Raw genomic sequence first — 18384 nt, forward strand, 5'->3', positions numbered from 1 at the left:
TTTCCCCCTGATTTAGAAAATTCCAATTTTATCAATGACATTGAGCGTAACGATCCACACTGGAATCATGACGACAGAAGTAATAGTTGATAGAAGCGATGCATTGGAGGTCAATATGGCTTCCTTATCAAAACTGATCGCATAGGCTGCGGCTACGGTAGCTGTTGGAGTAGCCATCATGATGACAATAGTAGCTAAAGCGACAGAATCGACTGACAGAATATGAGATACAGTCAACAAAGCCAGCAAAACGATGTTAACAATGGGTACAAGCCAAACCTTAACTATGCTGTAATACCAAGAGGTCTTATCAGTAGCTGCCGACTTGAAGCTGATCTCCCCTAATGTCGAGCCAATCGATAACCAGGCTAACGGAGAAGCTAGTCCAGCAAGGTAGGTCATGGGCTTGAACAGCCAGACAGCGGTTTGATCAATTCTCAGAAAGGCGAACTGCTGAATGGCCCCATCCTCTGTAGCTACACTCATCTGTGGCAAATAACCTTGAAACAACCAAACAAACAAGCCTAGAAACGTGGCGATAACGATCGGATTCAAAAACATGGTTTTGAGATTTTTAAGCTCCATTTTTAAGCCGCTCATTTTGATATAGCCATAGGAGTATAAGAAAATGCGGTACCCTATGTTAAAAATGGAACTGTACATGACTCCGGTAGGACCGTAAATGGCTCCGACAATTGGAATTCCGAAGAAAGTCGTAGAACCGAAAATGGTTAACACCCGTAAAACATCCTGTTTATCCTTGTTGTAGCTCAGAAAGAACGGTTTAGAAATAAAGATGAGAATAATATAAATTAGAACTCCCCATATTAAAACATTCATTCCTTGTTTTAACATTGTAGGATTAATGTCCTGCATGAAAGAATTAAAGGCTAGTGCTGGTAGAGCCACGGTTAGAACAACCTTGGATAACATCTTTCCTACTGCTGCGTTAAAAATCCCCTTCTTGCGGCAAAAGAAACCAAGAAGAATAATAAAAACGGTGGAAGCGATAGAACTGACAATTTTGTTATCTGTTAAGGTCGCTGTAATCATTTCTAGTAAAGACATAGATAAAACCCTCTCTTGTACCTTTTTTCACATAAATGACGATGCAGAATGTGACGATGCAATTCCCTGATCTTTTGGCCAAAGTGTTGGTTTGCACTTTTATAGTAAAATGACTTTGTGAAAAAAAGAACAATATCTAATTAATTTAACTTATGAAACTAATTTAAAAAATTTATACGTTACATCAGATGGCAAATGAAACGAAAGGGGAAGTCTTCACGGAATGATTATTTCTTGGCTTTGTGAGTGCTCATCAACATTCGTGCTATAATGTAAATCATTAAAACCCACTTGATTAGTGGGTTTAGTAGAAAAGACGAGCAGGAGGGGCCGCATGAATCCGATACAACATATACTGGACGAATTTCAGCTGATCGTGCTGGACGGCGCAATGGCGACCGAGCTGGAGCGTCATGGACATGATCTGAACGATAGCTTATGGTCAGCTAAAATCCTCCATGAGCACCCGGAGTCGATCAAGCGCGTACATAGAGATTATTTTGAGGCTGGGGCAGATTGTGCGATTACTGCGAGCTATCAGGCCACCGTTGAGGGCTATGTTAAACGAGGCCTAAGCGAAAATGAGGCGCTGGAGCTGATTCAATCATCGGTACGGATTGCTGTGCAGGCACGCGATGAGTTTTGGGCTGACGTGATGGCTACTGCAAGTCAGCGACATCGTCCCAAGCCGCTAGTCGCGGCCTCTGTAGGCCCTTACGGGGCGTTTTTGGCAGATGGATCAGAGTATCGCGGCGATTACAAGCTGAGCGAGGAACAGCTAGTAGAGTTCCACAGGCCGCGTATGAAAGCTCTGATTGAGGCGGGTGCAGATATTTTAGCTTGTGAAACAATACCCTGTCTGGTTGAAGCCAAGGCCATCGCCCGATTGCTGAAGGAATTCCCTGGCACGTATGCCTGGATCAGCTTTAGCGCAAAGGATGGGCAGCATATCAGCAATGGTGAGTCTGCCGCTGCATGTGCTGAGTGGCTGAATGGGCGTGAGCAAGTGGCTGCTGTGGGAATCAATTGCACTTTGCCGAAATTCGTTCCATCGCTTATTCACGAAATACGCAGCCGCACGGATAAGCCTGTGGTGGTATATCCCAATCTGGGGGAGGAATATGACCCGGTCACCAAGACATGGCACGGCAGCACATGTACAGAGACATTCGGACAAAGTGCCCGCCAATGGTATGAAGCGGGAGCTCGTCTGATTGGCGGTTGTTGCCGGACTCAGCCGCAGGATATTGAGGAAATAGCATCATGGTCGAGAGATGAATAAACGGAGATAAACGATGGCCCGAAAAAGAACAAGCAGGCTGAACCAAGTTGTGCTCCAGTAATGGAGGGGCTTGGTTCAGCCTGCTTTGTTTACTGCCTTCGCCGATCCGGTCAGCTTTCTGCCAAACGTTCCAGCAGCCCGTCTCCATTGCGACTCACCCGAATATGGGCAAAATGAGCGTTCTGTTCTACAGTGCGTCCGGTTCCCTCAGGAATGAAATAATTCTCAATACCGTACAGAATACGGGAACCATACCATTGTCCATTTAGAATGACCTCATGGCTGGCAAGTTTTTCACCATCTTGATATAGGCGATCCGCGACGTATACTCCTTGGCTATCTGGTGTGAGAACGACTTTGACCTTGCCTCGGCTCCATTCCTCCTCCTGAAGAGGGGGCTTGGAAGGCGGGGTAGATATGTCGTAATTCAGTGCCACATAATCGCCTTGCAGCAGGGAGCGCGGGTCTACAGGAGCTAGTTTGAGCTTAATAGAAGCCCCTGTGGCGAGCAGGGTTTCACTTCTCGCCGTCTGATAGCCGATGATCCCCAGCTGTAGCACGATGACAATAGCGATGAGTAACGGGCTTAAGCGCATAAAGCTAAAGCTGCGGTGATCGGCATCGAATGCTGCTTTGCCGCTATGGGCCATTCGCCGATCCGCCCACCAGGTAATTCCGAGCGCAATGATCCCCAGTAGCGCCAGCGTAAAAGATTTATACAGTAGCGTCCACAATAAATCATAATATTTGAAGCCGATAAAAATAAACCAGAAGACAACGCTCGTGATAGCCTCCGATTTTTGTTTCAGACGGGCAAAGGCAAAGACCATCCCGGTAACGATAACAAAATAAAAAATGTTAATGAACATATAAGAGTGTGGAACGACATCCTCGAAAAACGTCGCCCAAAACAGGAACAGCAAGCTGAAAAATAATGAGCTATTCCGTAGATGTTCTTTTAACTCCGTCTTGGATATAAAGTAACTTACCCCATATAACACGGCATTGACGATGAAAAGAGAGAAGATGATGAACTTATAGGTCCAGTTCCAACCATCCCACTCCTGATACTGCTGAAATAAAATGGTCGCCAGATTCAGGTTTACAAAGGTGTAGGCAAAAAACAACTGCCTTTTCCCCTTGGAGCGAAACCATCCAGCGATGGAAACGATCAGAAATAATACCGAAAGCAGCGACTGATCTGACCATAGAATGGCCGCCAAGCCTGTAATATAGCTGATGGTCAGCAGTGTATAACGTATTACCGAATCCAGCTTTGATTCCGGTATGACAATCATCAAAATCATAAGCAGCAACGACACAACCAACAGTACATATTCGGTGTGGTTTACATTCGTGCTAATCATAATCAATCCGATGAGAGATATACTGCCGATCAGCACTCCAACCACTTTGATCACACGGGATACGGTTTTGCTAATCCATTCACTGCCATGTTCCTCTTGGATGGTCGTCTCAGTCTTTGATGTACTAGTGTCCGTTGTCCCTGCTTCCGGCAGTGTTTTCCCCAAACGATTCAAATAGCGGAAAAACCACACGTTACCCGTCAGCAGCAACGCCACAAAAATCAAACCAAAAACAAAAAACAGAGATGAGGAGTATGCCTCTGCTAGTTCAATAAATTTAAAGACAGCAAAAGCCGAAAGTGCCAATGCATTCAAGGTCAGTAGCGTTTTATTCAGCCGCACCTTGATAAATATATAAAATCCTAAAGCAATCACAGCAATATGCGGTACATTCATGATCAGGCCATACTCATCAAATGCAAAAGAATTGGTCATCGCTAACATGGCTATATGGAAAACCGTAAAGCTCATATATTGTAGTGGAGCAGAATGTATACGATGGAGGAACGTCAATAAAAATAGCAGCAGATTGACTATTGCGAACATTCCGGCAATGGACAACGATTCCAGATCGCTATAAGGCACACTTTGCATCGTAGGGTAAAAATAAAGCCACAAACCAAGATGAATTAGTACATAAGACAGCATATAAAAAGGATTGTAGCGAGTAATCCAGCTAAGCAGTAGAGCCGGCACCGACCAAATGAAAAACAATCCGTAGCTGTCCGCATGGGAATTGTAAATTTGACCGAGCAATGCCACGGAAACGCCAAAGGCTATACAGCCAGCCACCAAAAACATATTAGACAGAAAAGCTTGTTGACCGGGAACAGCACGTATCCGTGCAAATACAAAAGACAAGCCATAGAACAGAACAATAAGCGCAGCAGCAAGTACAATCTTGAATGTCCGATCCAGTCCGCCCCAATTGGAGGCGAAAAAATAAATAATTGCGGCCAGTATCAGTGAGATGCCCAGCAGATAGCCCGTACGTATCGCATTGAATCGCAGCATGGATTTCACGTACCTTTCCTGTTGGTTTGATGCCTATTATAGCGTTGAAAGGGCTCAGAACCAAGTGGGAATTAGGATCAGGTCATAAAAAGAGAGACATCGTATACGGCGGCTCTCTTTAACGTTACTGGATTCCGACTAAGCGTTGACGGTACGAATCTCTTGCCGGGACTGATGTCGGAAGCGATACTCACGCGGTGGAATCCCTGCTGTTTTCTTAAATGCCTTGGAAAAGGTGGACATATCGGTATAGCCGATGGACTGGGCTATGATCGACAAATTGTAAGTCGTCTGCTCCAGTAATCTTTTGGCTTCGTTAATCTTGAGGTTTTGCAAATACTTGGCGGGAGAGATGAGGAAGGTGGAATGGAATTTACGTGAAAAATGCGCACGATCCACACCTACATGCTCGGCAATTTGTTCAATCGTAACACGGTCACAATAATGCATTTCAATGTAATCTTTCCCCTGCTGGAGCCAATAATCAGAGCATACAAAGTTGCGCAGCACATCAGATGTGTTGCGGGATAACTCCTCGAAGATCTGGTGCAGTGTAATCAAGCGGGCCAGATCGCTGCCCTGTCTGCTGTTGTCGTGTACGATGGAAAACAGGTTGGAGATAAGTCTGAGGATTTCCTCGCTCGTTGCGTTAGCCATCAATGGCGTAGAGGGATTAATTCCGATCCGCTCCAGCAATGCGAGGGACTTGGGTCCCTCAAAGGCAATCCATACCTTTTGCAACGGGTGCTCCTGATCGGTGTAATATTCATGGGCAAGATGCGGAAAAAAACAGAATAAATCAGACTTTTGGACGCGGTACTTTTGTTGCTTATAAATAAACTCAGCCTGACCTTCAAGTACAAAAATCAAATAAAAATAAGGAACAGCCTTGGGACCGACATGGTAGCTTGTTTTCGAAATATCCATACCTAGTCTGACAGGCCAAACGGCACTGGATTTTTCCAATTCGGTGGCTGTGAAATAATGGTCTTCCACGATGTCGAAGTGATCTTCATTTTTTGCTCTTTTCATAACTTGTCACCTCTCCTTTGGTGGAGATAAGGGAATTTTGATTTTATTGTATATAAAGGAAAGCATAATTACAAGTTAATTCATTGGAATTAAGGGTTATATAATTGAAACTAGGTATGCCAAAGGCTCCATGGCCGGTTTGAGACGATCCATGGAGCCTTTTAAGTTCTGTATTATGAGATAAAGATTAGCCTATATTTATACGTTCAGGATTCCTTCTTTTGGAGTAACGTTGAAGGCTTTGGCCAGATCGGCCAATTCCTGATCTGTAATCCGTTGCTGAATATTATGGTGAGCAATGAGCATATAAATTTGCGCCGCTTTTTCAATCGTTTCAATCAGGCCAAATGCTTCATCAATGGAGCTGCCCGTTCCGAAAATGCCATGATGAGGCCATAATACAGCGTGATGATCCTTCATTTTTTTAGCCGTTTCGCGGCCGATTTCGCTGGAACCCGGTACCATCCAAGGGATTACACCGATACCGTCTGGGAAGACGACAATACATTCAGTACACATTTCCCACAGCGTTTTGGTGAATTGGTTTTCGTCCAGACTATGAATGAAGGTCATGGCAATAACATGGGTGGCATGATTATGAATCACAACACGATGGCTAGGATCGACCTTCAAGCGCTCAATATGGCTCATAAAATGGGAAGGCAACTCACTGGTAGGCACTGCGCCATGTTTGAGGCCCCATAAGACTTCCAACTGCTCGCCATCCTGGGAGACACGAAGAACTCCTAAGTTAGCTTCTGGATCTGCAATTACGTTTTTAAAATATTTCCCTGATCCGGTGACGATAAAATATTTACCAGCCAGTTCATTCACTGGGAAAGCAGGTTTAATCGTCCGAATGACCTGATGAATATCTATATATTTTGCAACCTCAGCTTCATCCAGAATATAGCTTACATTACCTCCATTGCGTTCATCCCAGCCGAATTTCCACATGTTTTGTGTAATTTCCGCCATCTCGCGAACAAATGGGATATCCAGTCCCGATTTTCGTTCTTTTTGATTCTCCAGTACAGTAGTCATGGATAATCTCTCCCTTTTGGATGATATGAATATAAGCATTATCAGTACAGTGGTTAACGTTTCAGCAGTACCTGTTGTTCATAATTTTTAACTTCGGCCAGCCATTCCTCACGAACAGGAACGCCGTTTTGAGCGCAATAGTAATCCCATATGGCACCAAACGGATACGATTTAAACTCTTCGACCAGAGCAAGACGAGTGGTAAAGTCCCGTTCCTCTTCCGCCTGCTTTAATGCTTCAATCGGTTCGAGCATAGCGCGAAGCAGCGCTTTGATCGTGTTGCGTGTTCCGATGACCCATGCTGCTACATGATTGATACTTCCATCAAAGAAATCAAGACCGATATGGGTTCGGGAAAGCAATTCACCGCGAACCAGCTCACGGGCAATGTCTAGCAATTCGTCGTCCATCGTCACGACATGATCACTGTCCCAGCGAACCGGTCTGCTGACATGGAGCAATAATTGATCGGTGAACATCAGCACAGAGGACAGTTTGTTCGAAATGACTTCGGTTGGATGGAAGTGACCAGCGTCGAGACAGATAGATTTACCGCGTGTCAGGGCGTAACCCATATAGAATTCATGGGAGCCCACGACATAGCTTTCCGAGCCAATGCCAAACAGCTTGCTTTCAACCGCATCGATGTTGTATTCTTCACTGATTTTCTCGCTGAAAATTTCGTCCAAAGCATCACGCAGACGTTCTCTTGGAGCCAACCGATCAACCGGAGTATCTTTATAGCCATCCGGCATCCAGTGGTTTGTGACACAGGGCTGACCGAGTTCTTTTCCAAAATGCTCTGCAATCCTGCGTGATTTTTTGCAGTGTGTGATCCAGAAATCACGGATTTCCGAATCCTTATGGCTCAGTGTGAAGCCGTCTTCCGCTTTGGGATGGGAGAACAAAGTTGGATTAAAATCAAGCCCAAGCCCTTGCTGCTTAGCCCAGTCTACCCAGTTCTGAAAATGGCGTGGCTCTAGTTGATCCAGATCCACTTGTTCAGTGGTGTCCGCATAGATTGCGTGCAAATTGACCTTGTGTTTACCCGGAATGAGTGATAGAGCTTTCTCTAAATCCTGACGCAACTCATGCGGCGTGCCTGCTCTGCCCGGGTAGCTGCCCGTTACGGCAATCCCCCCGCTAAGCTGTTTGTCATTGAACAGAAATCCCTGAACATCATCTCCCTGCCAGCAGTGCAGTGATATTTTAATTTGTGAAAGCTTCCGTAAAATATCGTCAACTTGAATACCGTGGCGGGCATACAGCTTTTTCGCTTCGTTATAACTGGCTTCAATAGCTTCGTTCATGGCTTTACTCCTTTATTGAGATATTTGAATAGTGGACATCACTTGTCTCTTAAGGTGCTCCCAACGCTCCAGCAGCTCTTTCGATCCTTCCAGCAATTGTGGCTTATAGAGCTGCGTCGGGAAGGAATGGGCAATAACTTTCCCAGCTGCTTTGAGGTCTTTAAGAGCACCGGAGCTAATTAATTGCACGATAATATTGCCGATGGCCGTAGATTCGGAAGGACCTGCCTGAACCTCAATTCCCAAGAGATCGGCGGTTAGCTGACATAGTAATTCGTTGTTAGCGCCTCCGCCGACAATGTGCAATCTGGTAATTGTTTCGTCTGTTAAACATTGCAGTTCGTGTAAGGCATCGCGGTAGCTTAAGGCCAGACTGTCAAAAATACAGCGGGCGAGTGAACCCGACGTCCTGGGGATGGGCTGGCCTGTTTCTTCACAGAATCGCTGGATTTCAACGGTCATACTATCCGGGTTTAAAAAGGATGACTGGTTACAGAGGACGAGACTGACAAACGGTGCCTCTGCTGAAGCCAGTTGGGCCAATTCGGCAAAGCTATGTGCGGAACCGCCCTCTCTCCTAACCTCCTGAATCATCCATAATCCCATAATATTTTTCAGAAAACGGTACGTACCGTAAGCGCCCCACTCATTCGTGTAGTTCGCCTGCATGGCTGCCTTGGTATTCAAGGCTTCGGATCGTTCCATTCCCAGTAGTGACCACGTTCCGCTGCTAATATAAGCCCAAGGTTCTTCCCGCTGTGACGGTACACCTGCAACAGCCGATGCAGTATCGTGAGTCGGCGCAAGAATGATCTGACAGTTCGGAAGATCGTATTTTTGAACAAGCTCCGGCAAAAGAGAACCCAGAACCCGTCCAGGCTCGGCAAGCTCTGAAAACTGATTGCGTCGCAGTTGGAGCAGGGAGAGAAGGTCTTCATCAAACTCTCGGGAGTTCACGTTGAGAAGCTGCATCGTGGACGCATTCGTCATTTCATTGATCATGATGCCTGTCAGGCGATAGTACAGATAATCGGGGACCATCAATATTTTATCCGCCTGGGCAAGCTGTTCCCGATCATGGACGAACAGTTGATACAGGGTATTAAAGTTTAATTCCTGAATGCCTGTTTTCTCATACACAGCCTCTCGACTGATGAGCTGATGCAGCCTGTCGGGCGCATGGAGGGTACGTGCATCCCGGTAAGCGTATACCTCATGAATGCGGTTACCTTTCTGATCAAGCAGCACGTAATCTACAGCCCATGTATCAATGCCGAGCGTACAGGAATGAATCCCTTTTTGTTTAGCTTTTTGCAAGCCCTGAATAATCTCATTTAATAGTTCGTCGATATTCCAGTAATCGTGTCCGTTTTTTTCGGTAAAGGAGTTGTTGAAACGGTGAAGCTCTTGCAAGTGTAGCTGGTCACCTTGCAGAGTTGCACTTACGAGCCTTCCGCTTGAAGCTCCAATATCAACAGCAAGATAATTATTCATATCCAATCTCCTTGCATGGATAAAATACGGGCAGCCTGAAAGTCTGCCTTTTGTTTTCTTAACTAACTCCATACTACTTCCGTTTTTCTTTGCAGTCAACAGAAACGGAAGTGGGATTTGTGGTTTTATTTTTGTTTTTTAAAATTATAATTAAAATCAAGTGTTGTTTTATATGCATTTTTGTTTTTTTATCTGTTTTCTACAATCAGGATAATGCAAAGTCCTCACAATATATATACCTTGAACAAAGGTCGATTTGATTTTACGATATTCCAATTGTGGAAGGTTCTCCAAATGCCGCTGTCTGTATGAAAAATAGTCTTGAAACCGCCCGCCAGAGGGTGTAGTATACAAGATATCAATTTCATATGACTCGTATAATATTGGGGATATGGCCCAAAAGTTTCTACCGGATGACCACTGTAATCGTCCGACTATGAGTGATAGCGCATCGGCTTTGGATGAATGCGGGCATTTATTTGTGCGCCAATCCGTCAGGGATGACAACCCCAAGGACAGGCTTCACTTGAGAAACAACTCAAGGGAGCCTGTCCTTTTTTGGTTTTGGCAGGTTTTATACTATTTTAAAGTACAGAAGGAGCGATACTCGCATAATGAAAGCTTTGGAGGAACGTATTCGTCAAGAGGGACAAATTTTATCTGACACCGTATTAAAGGTAGATTCATTTTTGAATCATCAGGTAGATACAGCATTAGCTTTGGAGATTGGTAAGGAGTTTGCACGCCTTTTCGGCAGTGCTCCGATCACCAAGGTGCTTACAATTGAAGCTAGTGGTATTCAATTTGCTATGGCTACTGCTATTGCCTTGGGGGTCCCGTTCATTTATGCGAAGAAAAAGAAGGCAATCACGCTGAATGAGCAGGTATACTTCGCAGAGGTTCATTCGTTCACTCGGCAGGAAACCTATCAGGTGAGCATTTCTCAAAAATATCTCGATGCCAGCGACCATGTGCTGATCGTGGATGATTTTCTGGCTACTGGCGCAGCCTTGGTTGGACTTACGGATATTGTGAAGGAAGCAGGAGCGGAGCTGGCCGGGGTTGGCTGTGTAATTGAGAAGAGCTTCCAGGAAGGTCGTGGACTGTTGGAGCAAAGAGGCATTGCTGTGCGCTCTCTTGCGCGTATCGCTTCCATGGCACCGGGCGAGGTTCATTTTATAGAGGAAGCTGGAGCGGTGATTCCTCCCGTTAAGGAGAATGTGGGATGTTAAGTAAACAAAAGTTATTCGCGCTGGGCTTTCAGCATGTCATGGCCATGTACGCTGGAGCAATTGCTGTACCTCTAATTGTAGGGGGAGCATTGCACCTGACGCCAGCCCAGATGGCTTATTTGGTGGCTGCCGATTTGTTCACTTGCGGGATTGCTACGTTATTACAGATTATGGGCACACGCTTTTTCGGTAGTAGACTGCCTGTCATTTTAGGCTGTACGTTTACGGCAGTAGGGCCCATTATCGCGATTGCTTCGACCTCAAATTTAGCGACAGCGTACGGTGCTATCATTTTGTCCGGTATATTTGTGGTATTAGCGGCACCGTTGTATGGCAAGCTGCTACGCTTTTTCCCGACGGTTGTTACGGGTTCGGTCGTTACGATTATCGGTCTATCTCTTATTCCGGTGGCGATGAACAATGTAGCAGGGGGCCAGGGCAGCTCGGATTTTGGACAGCCACGTAATTTGCTGTTGGCGTTAGTTACACTACTGGTTATTCTGCTTGTGAATCGGTTGGCAAAAGGCTTTTTGCGCTCGATTTCCGTGCTTATTGGTCTGTTCGCGGGTACGGTGGTTGCTTATGGAATGGGAATGGTGCATTTTGCACCCGTGGCGGAGGCCTCATGGGTGAGTGTCGCGCAGCCGTTTTATTTTGGTAAGCCAGAGTTTAGCATGATGGCAGTTTGTACGATGATTATCGTCAATATTGTCAGTATGGTTGAGTCTACAGGCGTTTATCTGGCAGTAGGCAAAGCGATTGATCAGAAGGTGGAACAGAAGCAGATCGTCAATGGTCTGCGTTCCGAAGGACTTGCGATTATGCTTGGGGGTATTTTTAATGCGTTTCCTTATACAGCTTTCTCGCAAAATGTTGGTCTGATCTCACTCACACGCGTCAAATCGCGGAACGTTATTTTTGCTGCGGGCGGGATCATGGTTGTTCTCGGTTTGCTGCCTAAGCTGGCTGCCTTAACGACAGTGATTCCTAACGCTGTGCTAGGCGGGGCGATGATCGTCATGTTTGGCTCGGTTGCTGCATCAGGCATGTCTATTTTGTCAGAAGTGGATCTGCGGAAGGAAAGCAATCTGCTGATCGCAGCATGCAGTATTGCCGTGGGCCTAGGCTCTGCCGTTCTGCCACAAATGTTCGACCAGCTGCCGAGCTTTGCCAAAATGCTGCTGCAAAATGGGATCGTTTCGGGTTCGATTACTGCGATTGTCTTGAACATTGTTTTGACGAGAAAACAAGGGGAATCGGTCAAAAGCGTGACGGTTTCGGAGGTTCCACAGAAGGTTTGATGATTAGGAATAAATAAAGATAGCCGGAGAGAGGACGTATGCCTCTTTTCCGGCTTTTTGGCATGGAGTTATCCAGATAGTAGATACCCTTGCCGCCTGGGGACATATAGATAAAGCTGCGGGATGAAATGGGTAGCTCTAATTTGGTGTGTTTTCCAGTTTATGAGCTAGAAGAATTTGCTAGAGTGGTAGGAAGGGGCATGGTATAATCTAAATTATGGATTTTGAATAGTGGTGGATGTTTTCGGACCACGGTGCAGCTTCCCGAAAGGGGGTGAAGCCGATGGTGAACCTTGTGTCGTGCTACGATGTGTTGCGTTGGATGGTTACGTTACTAAGCCTGGTGTTTAGTATTCGTAAACTTTATCGCTGGCTACGTCGGAAATTTCGGACAAGCGAAAACCCACCGCGTAATTAGGTTAGGCGCCTAACGGTGGGTTTAGCTAAGTATTTAGCGCGCCGTGGTGATCCACAGCCTTTCAAGTCCTAAGAGTCTTTGCCGTTGGCGCGGCGAAGACTCTTTTTAGTATACGGACACAAAGGTTATCTCTATACCTAATTTTAGCACGTTCATTTCGTGCACGCAATGAATAGCCATTACCTTCATTCTCGCCATATCATTCAAATTTGAATTATTATACAGCATTTATTGACAAGCTTGTGACAACAAAATAAGATAATCCTAAATCGTAATGAAAAGAAATAATAGAAGAAAACAGGTGTGAGCCGGACGACTCTGTGTATGGGGTTTTATTGAGACCATGTGGATAGTTGTTGAGCGTGTTCACTTAAAAGGGAAGTTCGGTAGATCCCGACACGGACCCGCCACTGTATACAGGCATCAGTAGGATACTACTGGAGCTTTCAGAACAGCCACTGGAACTGTGAAGAACCGGGAAGGCCTGAAAGATACGCCTGGAGTCAGGAGACCTGCCTGTTTTGACATCACTGTTAGACCCACGGGATTGCTGGGGAGGTGGTTAGGCGTGCTGCATACGGAATGTCTGAAACCGATCTGATCCCTTCTATATTATTAGAGTTGGCTTCGAGGTGAGTTTTGACATTTTATAATGGAGCATTTCTGACTGCTGATCAAGTGGTCCGGAATGCTTTTTTCGCGTTTTGCGTTAGGTTTATATGATTTTACAAGATAGAGGGGGATTCATCGAATGATTAGCAATCATAGCAGGCGCTCATGGTTGATATGTACAGGGGTGATGCTGCTGCTGGCAGTTATGGCTCTTTCGGGATGTACTAGCAATAAGACGTCGAATAGCTCCGGCAAAGATGAGAACGCGTCAGCACAACAAACAGCGACAGGTAAAAAGCTGGTAATGGCGTATACATGGAAACCGTCAGGTGTTGATCCGCACGGAGATAATAGCTGGGATGTGATGCGATCCGGTGCAGGTGAGACACTGGTACGTTTGAATGAAAAGCTGGAGCCTGTGGCTTGGCTGGCAAAGGAGTGGAAGCAGGATAGTCCTACAGTTTGGACGTTCAGCTTGCAGGATAAAGTCACTTTTCATAATGGAAAAAGTATGGATGCAGCAAGTGTAAAAGCATCTTTGCTACGCTCTATCGAGAAAAGCCATCTGGCGAAGGATTTACTGAATGTGAAGTCCATTGATGTAAGCGGCCCGCTGGCCTTAAAGATTACGACAAACCAGCCGAATGCGGCGTTGGTGTCCAATCTAGCTGATCCATCGACGATTGTACTGAATGTGGCATCGATGAAGGATGAGCAGAGCTACCCAGCGATGACAGGCGCCTTTAAAATCAAAGCGTTCAACAAGGACCAATCCTTGGTCGTAGAGCGTTATGACGGATATTGGGGCGAGAAGGCACGATTGGCTGAAGCGACGATGAAGTTCATTACGGACGGGAATTCGCGCCTGATGGCGCTGCAATCCGGCGAGGTGGACGTAGCGACGGATATTCCGGTTGATAACGCAGAGGTACTGAAAAAGAACGACAGGCTACAAGTGCTGTCGGCTCCCTCCTTGCGCACCCATATGCTCGTGTACAATATGGAATCCCCAGTATTCAAGGATGCGGCGAACCGTAAGGTGGTGGACAGCCTGATTCCACGCACATCGATTGTGAGCGCCGTCATGAGGGGCTTCGGTACGGAAGCAAGCAGTCCGTTCCCGAGCATTCTTCCCTTCGGTAAAGTTGAGCGTAAAGCGCTGGACGGAACGGCGGATCAGCTGTTAACGAAGGATGGCTGGCAGAAGGACGCCCAAGGGACATGGACTAAGCAAGGCAAGCCGTTCGAGGTTACGCTGCTGACTTTTCCTCAGCGTCCTGAGCTCTCTGTTATGGCTGAGGTCATCCAAAGCCAATTGCTGAAAGAGGGAATTCAGGTCAAGATTCGCAAGGTGGAAAATATCGACGAGGCGTTGACCAAAAACGATTGGGATTTTGCTATGTACAGTATGCTTACTGCTCATACAGGAGAGCCACAATATTTTATGGACATGTTTTATTCTTCGCAAAGCGAAGCCAATGTAAGCCGTTATAGTTCCAAACCGCTGGAGAGTATTCTTAACAGCTTGAAGCTGGCGAAGGATACAGCGCAGCGTAATGCTGTGACACTACAAGCGCTGGATATCATCAATACGGATTTGCCACAGTCGTTCATTGTGCATCCTGACAATGTGTTTGGTGTGAAAAAAGGGGTGGAGGGTTTTACACCCCATCCGATCGAGTATTACTACATTACAGCGCAATCCGATATTGCGGAATAACGAGCGGCGTATCCTATGATTCGTTTTATACTGGAACGTGTGGCGCAGCTGCTCATCATTGTATTCGTTGTATCCACGCTGACTTTTGTACTGATGAGGCTGGCTCCTGGTGACCCTGCTACCATTTTGCTCACCGCGCATAATGTCCCTGCCTCTGAGGAAGCGTTGACGACGCTACGGCAGGAACTGGGCTTAAACGAACCGTTTCATATTCAATATGTGAACTGGCTGCGGGATGTGTTCACAGGGCATTGGGGCACCTCGTATGTATCCAAGGAATCCGTGCTAGCCGAACTGTGGAACAGACTGCCTGCTACTGTGGAGCTAGCTGCTGCGGGCTTTGCCGTCATGACGGTGCTTACGCTGGGGTTGGGACTGGCTGCCTCGCTAAAAATCAGCGGTCCACTGGATCGCCTGGGCAGGCTGTTTGCCCTGCTGGGATCGTCGATCCCCTCTTTTTGGCTTGGGTTTCTGTTGATCTATCTATTCTCCGTTCGCTTGGGCTGGCTCCCATCCATGGGAAGAGAGGACTGGACACATCTAGTGCTCCCAGCGCTGACTCTTGGTGCAGGTTTGGGAGCTGTGCAAGCCCGTGTACTGCGCGCTCAAATGCTGGAGCTGGGTGACCGGAATTTTGTGAAAGCAGCGAAGGCTCGAGGCTTTTCCCGTATGCATATCCTGTTTTTTGAGATATTTAAGCATGCGGTTCTGCCTATAATTACACTGCTAGGTACCAATCTATCATTTATGCTGGCAGGTAATGTCATCGTAGAGACCATTTTTTCATGGCCGGGGTTGGGCAAGTATTTTATAGATGCAATTACACAGCGAGATTATCCGGTGATTCAGGGGTATGTTATTTTCGCCGTATTTTTAATTGTAGGAGTTCAGTGTTTGGTGGATGTGGTCCAGACGGCGATAGATCCGAGGCTGCGTTTGCGTTAAGGGGGAAGCTGAAAATGAAAAAGATACGGCTTTCCTTTCAAGGGAGCTTGCTGGCAGGAGGCGTACTGTTTGGTCTGATCGTGCTGCTTGGGTTATTGGCTCCATGGGTCGCTCCTCATGATCCTCTTCAAGTGGATCTTTTGAACCGTCTGGCACCACCCAGTCGGAAATATCCTTTCGGTACGGATCATCTGGGTCGGGATGTGCTGTCAAGGCTAATTTACGGGATTCGGATGAGCGTGCTAATCGCATGTGCAATTACTGTAGCTACGTTGTGTTTCAGTCTGCCTATAGGGTTGCTCATTGGTTATGTGCGTGGACGTGTGGATCAGCTGATCATGCGGGGAATCGACGGTGTACTGGCTTTTCCTGATATTATTTTAACGGTGGCAATTGTGGGCATTTTGGGCCCAGGTTTTGTTAACATGACCCTTGCGATTATTGCGGTACGGTGGGCGGGTTATGTCCGGTATATCCGTAGTCTGGTTCAAAAAGCCTGTCAGGAGGACTACGTTCGATATGCCCGTTTATCCGGCAATTCACACGTACGTATACTGAGCCGTTATGTATTGCCACAAGCGTTGCCGCAGTTGTTGGTTTATGCGGTATGGGATATCGGGCGCGTGGTGCTGATGATCGCTGGGCTGTCCTTTCTTGGACTGGGTGTACAGCCGCCCAAGCCAGAGTGGGGCGTGATGCTGCATGATGCAACCTCATATTTTCAGGTGGCTCCGCATGTCATGATTTTCCCGGGCTTGGCGATTATGCTATTCGTACTTGCCTGCCAGCTTTTGGGCGACCGCTTTTCGGAAAAGGGGGCGGCCAAATAGTGGAGGATCAAACAGCCCTTGGGTGCAAGGATACGATAGAGCAAGTGGCAGGGCGAAAACCGTTGTTACACGTGGAACATTTGGAAATCTGCCGCACAGGCGTAGGAGCAAGCGGAAGTGGGAGCAAACCACTGCTGCGTGATGTGAGCTTTTCCATATATTCAGGGGAGATTGTGGCCCTGACCGGACCGAGCGGATGCGGCAAGAGCCTGACCGCACACGCAATCGCAGGCATGCTGGAGCCAGGTATTAATGTTACGCAAGGGCGTATCTACTATAACGGGGAAGACATTCTCCCGTTCCAGGAACGGCGCTGGCAAAGGCTGCGCCGAGAAGATATTGCCCTGCTCATTCAACAGTCGCTGAGCGGGTTGAACCCGATCCGGACTGTCCGCGCCCAGCTGATGGACACGCTTAGACTGCACGGGCGGCGTCGGATGCCGCATGACCAAATGGAGCCGGAGCACGCTGATGCTGTCCCATCCCATACTGCACCGCAGCAAGTCCACCCGCTGGGCGTGCTGCCATGGATGTGGCAGATGCTGAGCCGTGCCACGGAGATAGCCAGAGGAGGCGCTACTCCAGTGCGGGAGGCCTATTTGCGCTCTCTGCTCCGCAAGGTTGGATTTGCAAATCCTGAGCATATTTTGTCGTCATATCCTTTTGAACTAAGCGGGGGCATGTGTCAAAGGGTGCTGCTGGCTGCAATGTTAAGCTCCGGTCCGAGCCTCTTTATTGCCGACGAGCCTACTACGGCGTTGGATGTTATCAACCGGGACAAGGTCTTGGCATTGCTGCAACAGTTGAGAGAAGACTTTGATCTCACCATATTGCTGATTTCACATGATCGCCAGGGGATGAGCCGCATAGCAGATCGAGTGTTGGAGATGAGCCCGGAAGGAAGGATGCACCAGTGATGCTGGAATTGAAGAATGTGACCAAAGCATACCCTGTCCGTAAACGGAGAAAAGGCTGGTTCAGCACGCAAGATAGCGAACAGGCTGTGAAGAAGGTGAATCTGGAGCTACGACAGGGGGAATGTCTTGGACTGGTTGGAGAAAGTGGAAGTGGCAAAAGCACGCTGGCACAATGTATTCTAGGGCTGGAGTCGTTGACCTCAGGAGAGATTTGGCTGGATGACCAGCCCATTCACACCGGAAGGATGAAGGATATCTACCTGTACAAGCGAATCCAGTTGGTTGCACAGGATTCGTCTTCCTCGCTCCATCCTCGCATGACCATACGAGATATTTTAGAGGAGCCAATCCACAATTATTTTCCCGGACGAAAAGCTCAAGTACTGGATATTTGCCAGTCTTTACTGGAATCTGTGGGGCTGGACACGGAATGTCTGGAAAAATACCCAACACAACTAAGTGGCGGGCAAAAACAGCGGGTATGTATTGCCCGAGCGTTGGCGGTGGAGCCCGATATTATCTTGTTCGATGAATCGATCGCCAATCTGGATACGACAACGCAGTTTTCCGTGCTGGGCATGCTTAAGAGAATGCAGCAGGAGCGTGAGTTGTCCTACTTATTCATCACTCACGATCTCCAATCTACTCGTCAGTTTTGTGACCGCGTTGCTGTTATGGTTCAGGGGGAGATCGTGGAAATATTTAAGGAATGGGATGAAGACTTGTTACAGCATGAGTACACGCGTGCTCTGTTTCAAACGTTGGCGAATTAAGCCATAAATTTAATATTCTACAAAT

General features: G+C 47.1%; 14 protein-coding genes and 2 riboswitches. Of the genes, 8 read left to right on the forward strand and 6 right to left on the reverse strand.

Annotated elements, in window-relative coordinates; translation table 11 throughout:
• Positions 1–12: 12 nt before the first annotated feature.
• Positions 13–1068: an AEC family transporter gene (locus WA407_RS00860; protein WP_069290688.1), complete on the reverse strand. Its 1056-nt coding sequence runs from the start codon at positions 1066–1068 to the stop codon at positions 13–15.
• A 334-nt stretch (positions 1069–1402) separates the two neighbouring features.
• Here WA407_RS00860 and mmuM point away from each other — a divergent pair, with 334 nt between their 5' ends.
• Positions 1403–2350, forward strand: a complete 948-nt coding sequence (gene mmuM / locus WA407_RS00865; protein WP_235306732.1) for a homocysteine S-methyltransferase — start codon at positions 1403–1405, stop codon at positions 2348–2350.
• Between the two features lie 110 nt (positions 2351–2460).
• Here the strand turns inward: mmuM and WA407_RS00870 are convergent, their stop codons facing one another.
• From WA407_RS00870 to rhaB, 5 genes are all read right to left on the reverse strand, one after another.
• Positions 2461–4731, reverse strand: a complete 2271-nt coding sequence (locus WA407_RS00870) for a GDYXXLXY domain-containing protein (RefSeq protein ID WP_336076756.1) — start codon at positions 4729–4731, stop codon at positions 2461–2463.
• Between the two features lie 138 nt (positions 4732–4869).
• Positions 4870–5763 (reverse strand): AraC family transcriptional regulator, encoded by an 894-nt coding sequence (locus WA407_RS00875; protein WP_254328081.1) that lies wholly within the window; start codon positions 5761–5763, stop codon positions 4870–4872.
• Between the two features lie 198 nt (positions 5764–5961).
• Positions 5962–6807, reverse strand: coding sequence for a rhamnulose-1-phosphate aldolase (gene rhaD / locus WA407_RS00880; RefSeq protein WP_069290684.1), 846 nt, complete (start codon positions 6805–6807; stop codon positions 5962–5964).
• Between the two features lie 53 nt (positions 6808–6860).
• Positions 6861–8117: an L-rhamnose isomerase gene (rhaA, locus tag WA407_RS00885; protein WP_254328083.1), complete on the reverse strand. Its 1257-nt coding sequence runs from the start codon at positions 8115–8117 to the stop codon at positions 6861–6863.
• Positions 8118–8129: 12 nt separating this feature from the next.
• Positions 8130–9611 (reverse strand): rhamnulokinase, encoded by a 1482-nt coding sequence (gene rhaB, locus WA407_RS00890; protein WP_336076583.1) that lies wholly within the window; start codon positions 9609–9611, stop codon positions 8130–8132.
• Between the two features lie 353 nt (positions 9612–9964).
• Positions 9965–10068, forward strand: a riboswitch (purine riboswitch).
• Positions 10069–10225: 157 nt separating this feature from the next.
• Here rhaB and WA407_RS00895 point away from each other — a divergent pair.
• The 7 genes from WA407_RS00895 (at position 10226) to WA407_RS00925 (ending at position 18359) form a co-directional block, all read left to right on the forward strand.
• Positions 10226–10843 (forward strand): xanthine phosphoribosyltransferase, encoded by a 618-nt coding sequence (locus WA407_RS00895; protein ID WP_025720187.1) that lies wholly within the window; start codon positions 10226–10228, stop codon positions 10841–10843.
• Positions 10837–12144 (forward strand): nucleobase:cation symporter-2 family protein, encoded by a 1308-nt coding sequence (locus WA407_RS00900; protein WP_336076584.1) that lies wholly within the window; start codon positions 10837–10839, stop codon positions 12142–12144. The genes WA407_RS00895 and WA407_RS00900 overlap by 7 nt, the downstream gene beginning before the upstream one ends.
• A 748-nt stretch (positions 12145–12892) precedes the next feature.
• A riboswitch (cobalamin riboswitch) is annotated at positions 12893–13096 on the forward strand.
• Between the two features lie 217 nt (positions 13097–13313).
• Positions 13314–14894: an ABC transporter substrate-binding protein gene (locus WA407_RS00905; protein ID WP_336076585.1), complete on the forward strand. Its 1581-nt coding sequence runs from the start codon at positions 13314–13316 to the stop codon at positions 14892–14894.
• Between the two features lie 15 nt (positions 14895–14909).
• Positions 14910–15839 (forward strand): nickel ABC transporter permease, encoded by a 930-nt coding sequence (gene nikB / locus WA407_RS00910; protein WP_039271928.1) that lies wholly within the window; start codon positions 14910–14912, stop codon positions 15837–15839.
• Between the two features lie 14 nt (positions 15840–15853).
• Positions 15854–16669, forward strand: coding sequence for an ABC transporter permease (locus WA407_RS00915; protein ID WP_165178125.1), 816 nt, complete (start codon positions 15854–15856; stop codon positions 16667–16669).
• Entirely contained in the window at positions 16669–17586 is a 918-nt protein-coding gene (locus WA407_RS00920; RefSeq protein WP_336076587.1) for an ABC transporter ATP-binding protein, read from the forward strand. Before WA407_RS00915 ends, WA407_RS00920 begins: the two co-directional genes overlap by 1 nt.
• Entirely contained in the window at positions 17583–18359 is a 777-nt protein-coding gene (locus WA407_RS00925; RefSeq protein ID WP_254328091.1) for an ABC transporter ATP-binding protein, read from the forward strand. The genes WA407_RS00920 and WA407_RS00925 overlap by 4 nt, the downstream gene beginning before the upstream one ends.
• Positions 18360–18384 lie beyond the last annotated feature (25 nt).

Source organism: Paenibacillus sp. 203, assembly GCF_037027525.1.
GTDB classification, from domain to species: domain Bacteria; phylum Bacillota; class Bacilli; order Paenibacillales; family Paenibacillaceae; genus Paenibacillus; species Paenibacillus polymyxa_B.

Coding starts and splice junctions, on each gene's coding strand:
- WA407_RS00860 (WP_069290688.1), bottom strand. CDS start 1,068: ATGTCTTTACTAGAAATGATTACAGCGACCTTAACAGATAACAAAATT.
- mmuM (WP_235306732.1), top strand. CDS start 1,403: ATGAATCCGATACAACATATACTGGACGAATTTCAGCTGATCGTGCTG.
- WA407_RS00870 (WP_336076756.1), bottom strand. CDS start 4,731: ATGCTGCGATTCAATGCGATACGTACGGGCTATCTGCTGGGCATCTCA.
- WA407_RS00875 (WP_254328081.1), bottom strand. CDS start 5,763: ATGAAAAGAGCAAAAAATGAAGATCACTTCGACATCGTGGAAGACCAT.
- rhaD (WP_069290684.1), bottom strand. CDS start 6,807: ATGACTACTGTACTGGAGAATCAAAAAGAACGAAAATCGGGACTGGAT.
- rhaA (WP_254328083.1), bottom strand. CDS start 8,117: ATGAACGAAGCTATTGAAGCCAGTTATAACGAAGCGAAAAAGCTGTAT.
- rhaB (WP_336076583.1), bottom strand. CDS start 9,611: ATGAATAATTATCTTGCTGTTGATATTGGAGCTTCAAGCGGAAGGCTC.
- WA407_RS00895 (WP_025720187.1), top strand. CDS start 10,226: ATGAAAGCTTTGGAGGAACGTATTCGTCAAGAGGGACAAATTTTATCT.
- WA407_RS00900 (WP_336076584.1), top strand. CDS start 10,837: ATGTTAAGTAAACAAAAGTTATTCGCGCTGGGCTTTCAGCATGTCATG.
- WA407_RS00905 (WP_336076585.1), top strand. CDS start 13,314: ATGATTAGCAATCATAGCAGGCGCTCATGGTTGATATGTACAGGGGTG.
- nikB (WP_039271928.1), top strand. CDS start 14,910: ATGATTCGTTTTATACTGGAACGTGTGGCGCAGCTGCTCATCATTGTA.
- WA407_RS00915 (WP_165178125.1), top strand. CDS start 15,854: ATGAAAAAGATACGGCTTTCCTTTCAAGGGAGCTTGCTGGCAGGAGGC.